Origin of the sequence: Erythrobacter sp. SD-21, assembly GCF_000181515.1 — a bacterium.
Taxonomy (GTDB): domain Bacteria; phylum Pseudomonadota; class Alphaproteobacteria; order Sphingomonadales; family Sphingomonadaceae; genus Qipengyuania.
Genome location: NZ_ABCG01000003.1, coordinates 93,573 through 106,327 on the forward strand (window position 1 = coordinate 93,573; position 12,755 = coordinate 106,327).

The following is a 12,755-nucleotide window of genomic DNA, read 5'->3' on the forward strand; positions in this document are numbered from 1 at the left end:
CGGCTTGACCGGGCCTTCTGCATTTGCCTCATTCGCCCTTCACTTTTCGGGGACTTACAATCATGACCAATCTTCTTCGCGTCGCAGCGGCCGGCCTGCTCGTATCGACCTCCACCGCAGCGCTTGCGCAGGAAGTCCCCATCGTGCTGCCCGGTGCACCTGGGCAAGCGCCCCGCGTGATCGGCGAGGCCGAGGCCGTCGCGCTTTCCGACACACGCTATTCGCCCGCCGACGTCGCCTTCATGCAGGGCATGATCACGCACCACCAACAGGCAGTCGACATGGCGCAGCTGGTCGAAGAGCGGACCAATAACGACGCGATCCTGAAGACCGCCGACCGGATCGAGGCGGGTCAGAAGGACGAGATGAAGTTCATGCGCGAATGGCTCGAGCAGCGCGGCGAGCCGCTCGCCCAAACCCACGGTCAGAACCACTCCATGCATAACGGCCATAGCACGATGAAGGGCATGGCCAGCCCGCAGCAGATGGCCGAACTGGCCGCCGCCAACGGCACCGAGTTCGACCGCCTCTTCCTCAAGCTGATAGTGGCCCACCACCAGGGCGCGCTCGACATGGTGCGCGAACTGCACGAAGCGCCGGGCAGCGCCTACGAGCCGGTGATGTTCGAATTCACCAACGAGGTTGTCAGCGACCAGGAGGCGGAAATCGACCGCATGAACGCGGTCCTCGCCGAGCTTTCGACCGATCCGCGTGCCACGCTGGCGGCTGGATTCACCGACGCCGGCGAAGCGATCCTCAATCTGCGCCACGTCGCCTTCCAGCCCAAGCCGACCGGTTTCTTCGATCCCGAGAATCCCGCCCAGCTCCAGCCGCTGATCGAGAAGGATGACGAGGAAGAGGACAAGAAGGAAGCCAGCGACGAAGACGGCGAAGAGGGCGAGCCGCAGTTCGGCAAGCGTGGTTCGCTGCTCAGCTTCGCCAATACCGACATCGCTTTTTCGGGCGACCTGATGGTGGCGGGCAGCTACCACGGATTCAACGCCTATCGCCTCGGCGAGGACGGCGTACCGCAGCTGGTCTCCAGCACGGTTTGCCCCGGCGGACAGGGCGACGTATCGATCGTCGGCGATTTGCTCGTGATGAGCGTGCAGGACAGCCGCGCGCGCGTCGACTGCGGCCTTCAGGGGGTGACCGGCGACGTCAGCGACCAGCGGTTCCGCGGCCTGCGCATCTTCGACATTTCCGACATTACCCGACCGCGCCAGGTCGGCCAGGTGCAGACCTGCCGCGGCAGCCACACGCATTCCATCGTGAGCGCCGATGATGCGCGCATCGTGGTCTACAATTCGGGTACGTCCTATGTCCGCGATGAGAAGGAGCTGGAAGGCTGCCTCGACTCCGCCGGTGACGATACCGCGCTGTTCAGCATCGACGTGGTCGAAATCCCCATCGCGGATCCGGCGGCCGCCCGCATCGTCGACAGCCCGCGGGTCTTCGCGCGCGACGGCCAGATTGCCGGGCTATGGCGCGGCGGCGACCATGGCGAGGGCACGCAGCGCACCAGCGTGACCAACCAGTGCCACGACATCACCGTCTTCCCCGCGAAGAACCTTGCCGCCGGCGCGTGTTCGGGCAACGGCATCATTCTCGACATTTCCGATCCCCTGAAGCCGACCCGTATTGCCGACGTGACCGACAAGGGCTTCGCCTACTGGCACTCGGCCACCTTCAACAACGACGGCACCAAGGTCCTCTTCACCGACGAATGGGGCGGGGGCGGACGTCCGCGCTGCCAGGCCGGTGATCCGATGAACTGGGGTGCCGATGCTTTCTACGCGATCGAGGACGGCAAGCTCGAATTTCGCGGGATGTACAAGCTGCCCGCGCCGCAGGGCGACAAGGAGAACTGCGTCGCGCACAACGGATCGATCATCCCCGTGCCGGGCCGCGATATCTTCGTGCAGGCGTGGTACCAGGGTGGCATTTCGGTGATCGATTTCACCGATGCGACCAATCCCTTCGAGATCGCCTATTTCGACCGAGGGCCGATCGATAAGGACCAGCTAATCACCGGCGGCTATTGGTCGGCCTACTGGTACAAGGGCCGCATTTACGCGACCGAGATCAGCCGCGGGCTCGACATCTTCGCGCTCGAGCCGAGCGCGTTCCTGACGGCAGAGGAAATCGCCGCTGCCGAAGCCGCGCGATATCCGGGCGAAGTCTTCAACCCGCAGACGCAGACGCAGGTCAACTGGCCCGCCGACCTCGTCCGCGCGGCCGAGAACAGCCGCAAGGGGGGCTAGCCCGCGCCTTGCGGCTCTCGGCGCTTGTGGTCTAGATGTACCCCCGGGGGGTATAGAGAAGGCGTAGGCGAGATGAGCGAGGGCAATGAGGACAAGATCCGGCGCTTGAACCGCGTCGCGGGGCAAGTGAACGGCATCGCCCGCATGATCGAGGAGGAGCGCTATTGCATCGACATCCTCCACCAGATCCAGGCGGTCCGCTCGGCCCTCGCAAAGGTGGAAAGCCAGGTGCTGAAAGACCACGCCGCCTCCTGCATCGCCGAGGCAATCTCCAGCGGGGATGCCGGAGAACAGGAGCGCAAGTTCGGCGAGCTCATGGAGCTGTTCGAGAAGCGCAAGTGACCCGCGCGCTCGGCTTAGTCCTTGCGACCGCGGTGCTCGTGCTCGCGATGATCGCGGCCGTTCCGGCAAGGGCGCATGGGCCGGAGGGGCATGAAGAGGAGGCGGCGCCAACAGAGACGGTCGAGGCCGCTGCAGATGCGCCCGGGGCGGCGGATGGGGAAGAGCCGGTCGTCGTGGCCGAAGTCCCCGCTGCGCCGGTCATGACTTTCCTGAAAACGCTCCATCCCGCAACCGTCCATTTCCCTATCGCGTTCCTGCTTCTGGCAGGCTTGCTCGAAGCCCTGGGCTTAGCGCGGGGTGACGCACGGTTCGAGCAGACCGTCCGGCTGCTCGTCATCGCGGGCGCGGTCGGCGCGGGGATCGCCGCGCTGTTCGGCTGGATCCATACCGGGCTCTGGCTGGGCGGCGAACCCGCCATGCGCTGGCACCGGTGGACCGGCACGGGAATTGCGATCGGGTCCATCCTGCTCCTCGCTTTCTCGCGCCGCGATTCTCGCACGATTTTCCGCGCCTTACTCGCGCTGCTCTGCGTTGCCCTCGTCCTCCAAGGCTATTGGGGCGGCGAACTGGCGCATGGGGCGGGACATCTGGTATGAGCCGCTCAAGGAGACCGAAACGATGACGCTATCCGCCCTGACCCGAAGCCCGCTTGTCCTCTCGCTCGGCCTCGCGCTGACCGCGTGTGCCGGGGCAGCCCAAGCGACCGAGATCGCCATGTACCGCGACCCCAATTGCGGCTGCTGCCTCGCCTGGCTCGACCATGCGAAGAGCTGGTTCGGGGAAGCGGAGGACGGGGTCACGACCCGCACCATCGAAAGTCAGAACCTCGCCTCGGTAAAGGAAGAGTTCGGCGTGCCGGCCGATCTCGCGTCTTGCCACACGGCTATCGTCGAGGGATATGTGATCGAGGGGCATGTCCCGGCCGCCGATGTCCAGCGGCTGCTTGCCGAACGTCCCGAAGGCGTGACGGGGCTAGCCGTACCCGGCATGCCCGTCGGCTCTCCCGGCATGGAAATGGGCGACCGCAAGGACGCTTACCAAGTGATCGCCTTCGGCCCCGAAGGCCGCGCGGTCTGGGCGAGCTATCCGGCCAGCTGATCGCTCTCCGGCGCAATAGAAACGCCACGCAAAAGGCCCGGCAGGATCGCTCCCGCCGGGCCTCTTGTTTGCCTGTCGGCTTGGGTGCTGAGCTTAGAAGCCCATGCCGCCCATACCGCCCATGCCGCCCATATCGGGCATTGCGGGGGCTGACGACTTGTCTTCCGGCTTGTCGACGACTGCAGCCTCGGTGGTGATGAGCAAGCCAGCAACCGAGGCGGCGTTCTGCAAGGCAGTACGCACGACCTTGGTGGGATCGATGACGCCGGCCGACACGAGGTTTTCGTAAGTGTCGGTGGCGGCATTGAAGCCCAGGTTCTCGTCATTGCTGTCAGTCAGCTTGCCCGAAACGACCGCGCCATCGTGACCGGCATTGGTCGCGATCTGGCGCACAGGAGCCGTCAGCGCACGGCGGACGATGTCGATGCCGCGGGTCTGGTCATCGTTGCCGCCCGAAAGGCCGTCGAGGGCCTTCGAGGCATAGAGCAGCGCGGTACCACCGCCCGGGACGATGCCTTCTTCAACGGCTGCGCGGGTTGCGTGCAGCGCGTCGTCGACGCGGTCCTTGCGTTCCTTCACTTCGACTTCGGTTGAACCGCCGACCTTGATCACGGCCACGCCGCCAGCGAGCTTGGCAAGACGTTCCTGCAGCTTTTCGCGGTCGTAATCGCTCGAGGTGTTGTCGATCTGCGTGCGAATTTCCGAAACGCGGGCTTTGATGTCGTCTTCCGAGCCTGCACCGTCGACGATGGTCGTGTTGTCCTTGTCGATGGTGACGCGCTTGGCTTCACCGAGCATGCCCAGCGTGACGTTTTCCAGCTTTATGCCGAGGTCTTCGCTGATCATCTCGCCCTTGGTGAGGATCGAGATGTCCTGCAGCATGGCCTTGCGGCGATCGCCGAAGCCAGGTGCCTTGACCGCAGCAACCTTGAGGCCGCCGCGCAGCTTGTTGACCACGAGGGTCGCCAGCGCTTCGCCTTCGATGTCTTCCGCGATGATCAGCAGCGGACGGCCCGACTGGACAGCCGCTTCGAGCACCGGCAGCATCGCCTGCAGGTTCGATAGCTTCTTTTCGTGGATCAGGATGTACGGATTTTCGAGTTCGACCGTCATCTTTTCCGGGTTGGTGATGAAGTAGGGCGACAGGTAGCCGCGATCGAACTGCATGCCTTCAACGGTTTCGAGCTCGAATTCGAGACCCTTGCTCTCGTCGACGGTGATCACACCTTCCTTGCCGACCTTTTCCATGGCTTCGGCGATCTTTTCGCCGACTTCACGGTCGCCATTGGCCGAGATGATGCCGACCTGCGCGATTTCGCTCGAGCCGGATACGTCCTTGGAACGGCTCTTGAGGTTTTCGACAACCTTTTCGACAGCGAGGTCGATGCCGCGCTTGAGGTCCATTGGGTTCATACCTGCCGCGACCGACTTCATGCCTTCGGTCACGATCGACTGGGCAAGCACGGTAGCCGTGGTGGTGCCGTCACCGGCGGCGTCGTTCGACTTCGACGCGACTTCCTTGAGCATCTGCGCACCCATGTTCTCGAACTTGTCCTTCAGTTCGATTTCCTTGGCGACGGTAACGCCATCCTTGGTGATGCGCGGCGCGCCGAAGCTCTTGTCGAGCACGACGTTGCGGCCCTTGGGGCCCAGCGTGACCTTTACGGCGTTGGCGAGGGTATCGACGCCGCGCTGAATACCTTCGCGCGCGTCACGGCCGAACTTTACGTCCTTGGCAGCCATTGGTGTTTCTCCTGGATTTCTAGTGAATTGTTGGAAGCGTCAGGTGGTCAGGACTCAGCCCATGATCCCCATGATGTCGCTTTCCTTCATGATCAGCAGGTCTTCGCCGTCGAGCTTGATCTCAGTGCCCGACCACTTGCCGAACAGCACGCGGTCGCCAGCCTTGACGTCGAGCGGGGTGACCGTGCCGTCCTCGGCCTTGGAACCGGAACCAACAGCGACGATCTCGCCTTCGCTCGGCTTTTCCTTGGCGCTGTCGGGAATGATGATCCCGCCGGCGGTCTTTTCTTCTGCTTCGATGCGGCGCACGAGAACGCGGTCGTGCAACGGACGAAATGCCATAGTGATGACCTTTCAGTTGGTTTGATATGTTCGTTGGCACTCCCGGGGTGAGAGTGCCAGTGGCGCGGATATGTTGATGCGCCTGCGCGGAGTCAACGGGTGGACATGCAAAAAATTTCCGCTTGATGGGCTGGCCCGTGGCCGGGGGTGGCCAGAGTGTGCCGCAACTCCTATCGAGCCGCGCAAATTTGCCCTTTTATCCACTTCATGGGAGTGTATTTCATGCAAACCGAAAAAGCCGTCTCGGCCCTGACCATCCCCGAGCAGGCGCTACTATGGCTGCGCCTCAACATGATGGATATCGCTGGCGCCTTTGCAGTGCTGATCTTCGGCCTGCTGGCCGCCAAGCTGATCTCAAGCTGGGTCGAACGGGCGCTGGCGCGCTCTGACCGCTTCGATGCGACGGTAGCGAACTTCCTCTCCAACCTCGTCAAATACGCGCTCTGGGCGCTGGTAGTCGTTACTGTGCTCTCGCAATTCGGAGTCGAGACGACTTCCATCCTGGCGGCGCTTGGCGGCATGGCGCTCGCTGTCGGCCTCGCGCTGCAGGGTACGCTGAGCAACGTGGCCTCGGGCGTGATGATCCTCGTCCAGCGCCCCTTCAAGATCGGCGAGGCGATCTCGGCGGGTTCGGTCACGGGTACCGTCCAGCAAATCGGCCTGTTCACAACCGAGCTGAAGCAGTTCGACGGCCTCTTCGTGATGGTCCCCAATTCCGAGCTGTGGAATCAGGCAATCGTCAACTTCCATCGACACCCGATCCGCCGCTTCGAGCTGATCGTCGGCATCGCTTACTCGGACAGCATGGAGCAGGCGCGCAACGAACTGCTGGCGCTGGCCGCTGCGGACGAGCGTGTGCTGGATGACCCCGAGCCGGTCGCCTTCGTCGCCTCGCTCGACGACAGCTCGGTGGGCATCGGCTTGCGCGTCTGGTGCACCACGGGCGATTTCGTCGCGGTGAGCTGGGACCTGACCGAGAGGGCCAAGGCGCGCTTCGACGATGTCGGCATCTCTATCCCGTTCCCGCAGCGCGAGGTCACGCAGCGGGCGGCCTGACGGTCAGCCCCAGCCGGTCGCGGCGTATCCAACGGTACGTCAGCAGGATCGCGGCCACGGTCAGGCCGGTCGCAAGGCCGATCCACACACCCTTGCCTTCGAGCGGGGTGTAAAAGCCGAGATAAAGGGCGGTGCCGATCCCCGGCACCCAGTAGGAAAAGGCCGCGATCCACATCGGTACGCGCGTGTCCTGCAGTCCCCGCAGCGCCCCGGCGGCGACGGCCTGCATGCCGTCGAACAGCTGGAAGGCGGCGGCGATCACGATGTATTGGAGCGCAAAGCCCACCAGCACGGCATTCTCCGGGTCCCATGGGTCGATGTAGATCGCCAGCAGCGGTTTGGGGATGACGATCATCGCCAGCGCGGTTGCCACCATGAAGCCGGTCCCGATCGCGATCCCCGCCCAGCCGGCGCGGCGCATGCCCTCGCGATCGCGCGCGCCGTAGAAGTAACCGACACGGATTGTGGCCGCCTGTCCGACACCGAAGGGCACCTGGAACGCGAGCGCGGCGATCTGCAGCGCGACCGTGTGTGCGGCGAGTTGGGTCGCGCCGATATTGCCCATCAGGAAGGCCGCGGCTCCGAAGATGCCGGCCTCGGCGGTGATGGTGAGCGCGATCGGCGTGCCGATGCGAGTGATGTGCCAGAACCGCGACCAGTCGGGAGACCACCATCGCCCGAAAATGCGGTACCGATGAAGCCTCGGGTCGAGCCGGATCGCGGCGACATAGGCGGCCATCGTCACCAGCGTGGTGATGATCGTCGCCACGCCCGCTCCGCGCAGGCCCAGTTCGGGCGCGCCGAAATTGCCGAAGATCAAGGCGTAATTGGCCAGCGCGTTGACGAAGATCCCGCCCGCCGTGATCGCGGTGGCGAAGATCGGGCGGTCGAGCGTCGAGACGAAGCTGCGCAACACGTTGTTGATCAGGAAGGGGACCATGGAGAACACGAGGATCGTGTTGTATTCCAAAGCGAGCGCGATGATCTCGCCTTCCTGTCTTGTAGCGCGCATCAGCGGGCCGAGCAGAAGGCAGATGCCCATTCCGGCGACACCGCTGAACACGGCCAGCCACAGCGCCATGCGCACCGAGCGGCGCACTGGCCTCAGTGCAGGGGCGCGCTCGCCCAGTTCGGCCGCAGCGACCGGGGCGACAGCGCCGGTCAGTCCCGAAAGCGCCCACATGACGAGGCCGAACAGCGCGATGGCGAGCGCCGAGGCGGCAAGCTGGTTCTCGCCCAGCCGCGCGATGAAGATCACGTCGATGGCATAGGTCAGCATCTGCAGCAGGTTGGCCGCCGCCAGCGGCCAGCTCAGCTTCAAGGTCGCGACAAATTCGCTGCGCCAGCCATCGCTGCCGGGTCCCGTGTCGGGGGGCAGGGGCTTGGGGAGGATCGTGTCCGTCAAAGTCTCGCGCCCTTTTCGCGCCAGACGCAAAAGAGCCGACCCGCATAGGCGGATCGGCTCCTTAGCTCAAACGCTCAATTTTGCTGAGGTGCGATCAGCTGCTCACGGCAAGTTTCTCACCAGTAGCCACGCTCCCCGCGCGGCGATCGCTCTTGCGGCGGTTCTGGCGGCGGCGGCTGTAGCCGAAATAGGCGTAAGCGTATTCGTCGCCCGACAGCAACTGGCGGCCCGACAGCGCCTCGAACAGGCTGCGGACTATGCGATTGCCGAACTTGCGCAAGGCGTCGACCGTCATGATTGCGTCGACCACCAGCAGGATGGGCAGGACCATGAACAGCGACAGGTGTTTGCGGACCTGTCGCGAACTGTGCGCGCGCGGTGCAAACCGCACGAGCAGGGCGCTGAGAAGAAAGGTGCCGAGCAGATAGGTAGGCACCCCGATGAGGGCAGCAAAGGTCATGTCACGATCCCGATGACGATTGGTCTTGTTCCGCAACCGGTAATGCCAGCTAAGTGTAAACCGAAAGCTACCAGTTGAGAGAATCTTCAGACCTATCGAGACTTGGAAAGGCAGCCGCACCTCCGTTTGGGAGACGTGCTCCGAGAAATTTCTCAACGATATAAGGGTTTTGTTTCACCTACGCCTTCGCGTCGCAAAGGGTTAACATTCTTCTGCCGGAACTTTGAAATTCTGTGCATTTGGGCCAAGGAATGTTCTAAGGGGAACACGTTTCGCGAGCGCACGAAGCGCAAAAACATGTTAGGCGGAACCCAAAGCAAGGAAAAAGCAAGCGGGATGCAAGTGACTGACGGGGACCAGATGGATCGGCGCCAACCGCGCCTGGTATTGCGCCTCAATACAGGTGTGGGGCAGGCTGGGCGTGCATTCGATGCCGAAATACTGAACCTTTCGCGCAACGGCATGCTGGTGAAGACGCAAGCCGACCTGTCCCTCGATGATCCGCTCGAAGTTGTCCTGCCGTTCAGCGGGGCGGTGGGGGCCAAAGTCGTTTGGGGCGCAAACGAACTTTATGGCTGCAGCTTTGCCAAACCGATTTCCGAGGACGAACTCGAAGCTGCCAATGAAGTCGCATCTCTGGAAGACGATCCCGAACATCGTTTCGGCGTCGACCATGAGACCCTTGGGACCCGGATCAAGCGTCTGCGCACAACGCGGGGTTTCACCATGTGCGGTCTTGCTGAAAGCGTAGGCGTGAGCAAGCCAACCCTGTGGAAATGGGAGGGCGATCAAGTACGCCCGCGCCATGAAACGATGCAGCGGCTCGCGAAGCAGCTTGATGTGAGTGAACTCGAGCTTGTCTATGGCGCTCCTGGTCTCGGCAAGGCGGTCGCTTTAGCCGAAGGCGGATTGGATTCGGGAGCCTCGCTGGCCGATCTCATCCGCGCCAGTCGCCGACGGATTGCGCAGGCGGCCGGGGTGGACGAGGCTAGTGTCGAAATAAACATCAATTGGGACGCCGATTAGGAAACCACCGACCAGATTACCCTGCTGAACCGATACGGTAGAAGTCAGCGTCGTATTGCTGGCCCAAGGTCCGCAGTATCAGGCCGGTCTATCCCCTTACCATGTAGCCTGCGCAACGTGCCTACGGGCGCTCAGCCAATCGGCGCGCAGCAAGATTCCGGCATTCTAAGGGCGGCAAAAGCTATGGCGCCCGCGGCGATGGCCACCCCATAGGGCAATTTGGCGAAGTCGCTTCGGTCCTTTGGGCGGGTGCGCAGGCTGCGCTTCATGAATACCCACACCAGCAAGAGTAGAAACCCGGCCCCGGTGATCGCTACGAAGAGACCGAGCATGTCCCACAGAGGAAAGAATCCGGCTGTTGCGGTATAGAACTTGGCATCGCCTGCGCCGAACGTCCCGACCAGATAGAACAGGTAGCCCAGCAGGAAAGCCGCCGCGACGTGCGCAAGACCGAGCGCCAGGGCTGGCCAGCCTCCGCCGACGAAAGCGAAGGTAAGCCCGGTCGCCAGCATGATCGCACAAAGTATATTGGGCAATTTCCTGGTACAGACATCCAGCAGCGCGCCTGCCGAGGCCAGAATGCCCAAAGCACCAAACCATGCGGCCGCAAAAACCATCGCCATGCTCGTCGCGGACGTTGTCTCTAAACGCAAGCGCTCTCGTCGCTGCCGGCGTCGCAGGAAATTGCTTGCGATGATGCCGGATAGATGACGCGCTCGATGGCATCGCTCACCGTAAAGACAGCGAATGCCAACCCGGCACCAACGATAGCCAGGATCAGCGCGTATTCGGCTGCTGAAGCGCCGGACTCGTCACGAAGAAAGTTGGTGAGCATCTTAGTCATCCCAAGTTCCAATCCGGAATGCCCCCCCTTCATGGATTGCTCGTCTCGCAAGGCACAGGTTCCGCATCGCTCGGCCTGAGGGCCGACTCTCGCATGCACGTCGCCATTGCAGCATCTAAAATCTTCCCGAAAAACGGGCTCGGGTCAACCTTTTTGCAACGAACAGCTAATTTTACAGCAATAAGGCCAGTCCATAAGGCGCGATATGGGGAGGGGCGCGTGATGGGAGTTTCCCCCGGCGAGCGAGCCGGGGTCCGGGGCCTTGCTTCAGCCCAGCGAAAGGTCGCCGCCAATACTCATAAACGCCTACTACATGAAAATCCGGGATTTTTACTGATGCGCAATCTTGTTCCGCTGTGCTTGCTGGCCGTTACCGGCATCCTGTCGCCGGCATCCGCCAAAGCGCAGGAGGCTTATGGCGGCGTCTACCTTCACGCGGTGGATACGCCCTTCACCTTCGAAACGGGCGAAGGCGGGACCGATCTCCAAGCGGGTGTCCGGTTCGACGAGATCGATGCGCTTGTGGGCGCGCAGCCCTATGTTTTCGGATCGGTCAATCTGTCAGGCGACGCCAGCTTTGCCGGGGTCGGGGTCAGTTGGAAGGCGGAACTGGGCAAGGTCTACGTCCGTCCCGGTGTCGGCCTCGTAATCCATGATGCGCCGGCGCTGCGGGTCGACCCGCAGACGGGCTATCGTACCGATTTGGGTAGCCGGGTCCTGTTCGAGCCGGAACTGGCTCTTGGTTTCGATGTGTCTGAAAACTGGTCGGTGGAGGCCAGTTGGGTCCACATCAGCAATGCGCGGATTTTCAACAGCAAACAGAATCCCGGCATAGATACGATGGGAATTCGGGTGAACCGCCGGTTTTAGGCTTCCCCCCGGAAGCTTCCGGGGTCTGAACACGCAAAAAGGGCGGCGCCCTGCGGTGCCGCCCTTTCCGTTTGATTTCTCGAGGAAATCGAAGCGTAAGCGAAGCTTACTTGAGTTCGACGGTACCGCCGGCTGCTTCGATCTTGCCCTTGATTTCTTCGGCTTCAGCCTTGTTGACGCCTTCCTTGATGGCCTTGGGAGCGCCTTCAACGAGAGCCTTGGCTTCGGTAAGGCCGAGACCGGTGATGGCGCGGACTTCCTTGATGACCTGGATCTTCTTGCCACCGTCGCCGGTGAGGACGACGTCGAATTCGTCCTTTTCTTCAGCAGCAGCTTCACCTGCGCCGCCGCCGGCGGGGCCAGCAACAGCAACAGCAGCAGCGGCGCTCACGCCCCACTCTTCTTCAAGTGCCTTGGCAAGCTCAGCGGCTTCCATGACGGTCAGCTTCGACAGTTCTTCAACAAGCTTGGCGATATCAGCCATGATGTTTCACTCCAAAATAATAGGCCGGGGTGCCGTGAAAGGCTCTGCCCCGATGAATATGTGTTCTTACGCGAGAACCGGCTCTTACGCGGCTTCCTTGGCGCCATAGGCACCGAAGACGCGAGCGAGCATCGAAACGGGTTCCTTGATCGTGCGGACAACCTTGGTTGCCGGCGCGTTGACCAGGCCCACGATCGTGCCACGCAGTTCGTCGAGGCTCGGCATCGAGGCAAGCGCCTTGACCCCAGCTTCGTCGAGTGCGGTCGCTCCCATGGAGCCGCCGACGATTTCGAGCTTGTCGTTCGTCTTGGCGAATTCCACTGCCACCTTGGCAGCTGCAACCGGGTCTTCGCTGTAAGCGAGGCCGGTCGGACCGCTGAGGTGATCGGCGATACCGGTGTAATCGGTACCGTCGAGAGCGAGCTTGGCGAGACGGTTCTTCGCAACCTGGTAGGACGCACCGGCTTCACGCATCTTCGTACGCAGTTCGGTCGACTGCGCGACCGTCAGGCCCAGGTTGCGGGTCACGACGACCACGCCAGCCTGGTTGAAGACTTCGTTGAGCTGGGCGACCGAATCGGCTTTTTGCGAACGATCCATGCCATACTCCTTCACTATGGCCGCCCCGGAGACTTCCGCGACGACCGGCTACGTTTGTCCGTGCCGAAAAACGACACGGGCGAGTCCGTTGAGGGGGGAAGGAGTGCGCCGATTGGCGCGAAACGGCGGGTCTTGCAGCCCACCTGAAAATCTCTTTTCCCCGTCTAGGCTGGAAATTAAGACCGGCAGATCCCGGTCACCAACTGTCTCGGACGGATGAG

15 protein-coding genes are annotated in these 12,755 nt (G+C 62.5%); 7 read left to right on the top strand and 8 right to left on the bottom strand.

Going from position 1 to position 12,755, the window contains the following annotated elements; translation table 11 throughout:
* Positions 1 to 62: 62 nt before the first annotated feature.
* The 4 genes from ED21_RS06510 to ED21_RS06525 all read left to right on the top strand — a co-directional run bounded on the left by ED21_RS06510 (position 63) and on the right by ED21_RS06525 (position 3,704).
* Complete coding sequence (locus ED21_RS06510; RefSeq protein ID WP_006833057.1) at positions 63 to 2,264, top strand: DUF305 domain-containing protein; 2,202 nt, start codon at positions 63 to 65, stop codon at positions 2,262 to 2,264.
* Between the two features lie 72 nt (positions 2,265 to 2,336).
* Complete coding sequence (locus ED21_RS06515) at positions 2,337 to 2,606, top strand: metal-sensitive transcriptional regulator (protein ID WP_006833058.1); 270 nt, start codon at positions 2,337 to 2,339, stop codon at positions 2,604 to 2,606.
* Complete coding sequence (locus ED21_RS06520) at positions 2,603 to 3,202, top strand: DUF2231 domain-containing protein (protein ID WP_006833059.1); 600 nt, start codon at positions 2,603 to 2,605, stop codon at positions 3,200 to 3,202. Before ED21_RS06515 ends, ED21_RS06520 begins: the two co-directional genes overlap by 4 nt.
* A gap of 22 nt (positions 3,203 to 3,224) precedes the next feature.
* Positions 3,225 to 3,704: a DUF411 domain-containing protein gene (locus ED21_RS06525; protein ID WP_034921802.1), complete on the top strand. Its 480-nt coding sequence runs from the start codon at positions 3,225 to 3,227 to the stop codon at positions 3,702 to 3,704.
* Between the two features lie 93 nt (positions 3,705 to 3,797).
* Here the strand turns inward: ED21_RS06525 and groL are convergent, their stop codons facing one another.
* Positions 3,798 to 5,447, bottom strand: coding sequence for a chaperonin GroEL (gene groL, locus ED21_RS06530; RefSeq protein ID WP_006833061.1), 1,650 nt, complete (start codon positions 5,445 to 5,447; stop codon positions 3,798 to 3,800).
* A gap of 54 nt (positions 5,448 to 5,501) precedes the next feature.
* Positions 5,502 to 5,789, bottom strand: coding sequence for a co-chaperone GroES (groES, locus tag ED21_RS06535; RefSeq protein WP_006833062.1), 288 nt, complete (start codon positions 5,787 to 5,789; stop codon positions 5,502 to 5,504).
* Between the two features lie 222 nt (positions 5,790 to 6,011).
* On the opposite strand from groES, the gene ED21_RS06540 reads away from it, so the two are divergent.
* Complete coding sequence (locus ED21_RS06540; RefSeq protein WP_034921805.1) at positions 6,012 to 6,845, top strand: mechanosensitive ion channel family protein; 834 nt, start codon at positions 6,012 to 6,014, stop codon at positions 6,843 to 6,845.
* Here ED21_RS06540 and ED21_RS06545 read toward each other — a convergent pair.
* Both ED21_RS06545 and ED21_RS06550 read right to left on the bottom strand, forming a co-directional pair.
* Entirely contained in the window at positions 6,826 to 8,250 is a 1,425-nt protein-coding gene (locus tag ED21_RS06545; RefSeq protein ID WP_006833064.1) for an MATE family efflux transporter, read from the bottom strand. The genes ED21_RS06540 and ED21_RS06545 overlap by 20 nt on opposite strands.
* A gap of 94 nt (positions 8,251 to 8,344) precedes the next feature.
* Entirely contained in the window at positions 8,345 to 8,710 is a 366-nt protein-coding gene (locus tag ED21_RS06550; RefSeq protein WP_006833065.1) for a hypothetical protein, read from the bottom strand.
* 135 nt (positions 8,711 to 8,845) lie between these two features.
* Here ED21_RS06550 and ED21_RS06555 point away from each other — a divergent pair, with 135 nt between their 5' ends.
* Positions 8,846 to 9,736, top strand: a complete 891-nt coding sequence (locus ED21_RS06555; RefSeq protein ID WP_198005823.1) for a PilZ domain-containing protein — start codon at positions 8,846 to 8,848, stop codon at positions 9,734 to 9,736.
* Between the two features lie 131 nt (positions 9,737 to 9,867).
* Here the strand turns inward: ED21_RS06555 and ED21_RS14665 are convergent, their stop codons facing one another.
* Both ED21_RS14665 and ED21_RS15340 read right to left on the bottom strand, forming a co-directional pair.
* A complete protein-coding gene (locus tag ED21_RS14665) occupies positions 9,868 to 10,359 on the bottom strand; it encodes a prepilin peptidase (RefSeq protein ID WP_006833067.1) in 492 nt (163 codons plus the stop codon).
* Between the two features lie 20 nt (positions 10,360 to 10,379).
* Entirely contained in the window at positions 10,380 to 10,580 is a 201-nt protein-coding gene (locus ED21_RS15340; RefSeq protein ID WP_156787367.1) for a Flp family type IVb pilin, read from the bottom strand.
* Positions 10,581 to 10,916: 336 nt separating this feature from the next.
* Between ED21_RS15340 and ED21_RS15605 the strand changes: the two genes are divergently transcribed.
* A complete protein-coding gene (locus ED21_RS15605; protein WP_006833069.1) occupies positions 10,917 to 11,450 on the top strand; it encodes an acyloxyacyl hydrolase in 534 nt (177 codons plus the stop codon).
* Positions 11,451 to 11,556: 106 nt separating this feature from the next.
* On the opposite strand, the gene rplL is transcribed toward ED21_RS15605, so the two are convergent.
* A complete protein-coding gene (gene rplL, locus ED21_RS06575; RefSeq protein ID WP_006833070.1) occupies positions 11,557 to 11,934 on the bottom strand; it encodes a 50S ribosomal protein L7/L12 in 378 nt (125 codons plus the stop codon).
* A gap of 84 nt (positions 11,935 to 12,018) precedes the next feature.
* Complete coding sequence (gene rplJ / locus ED21_RS06580) at positions 12,019 to 12,534, bottom strand: 50S ribosomal protein L10 (RefSeq protein WP_006833071.1); 516 nt, start codon at positions 12,532 to 12,534, stop codon at positions 12,019 to 12,021.
* Positions 12,535 to 12,755: the final 221 nt, after the last annotated feature.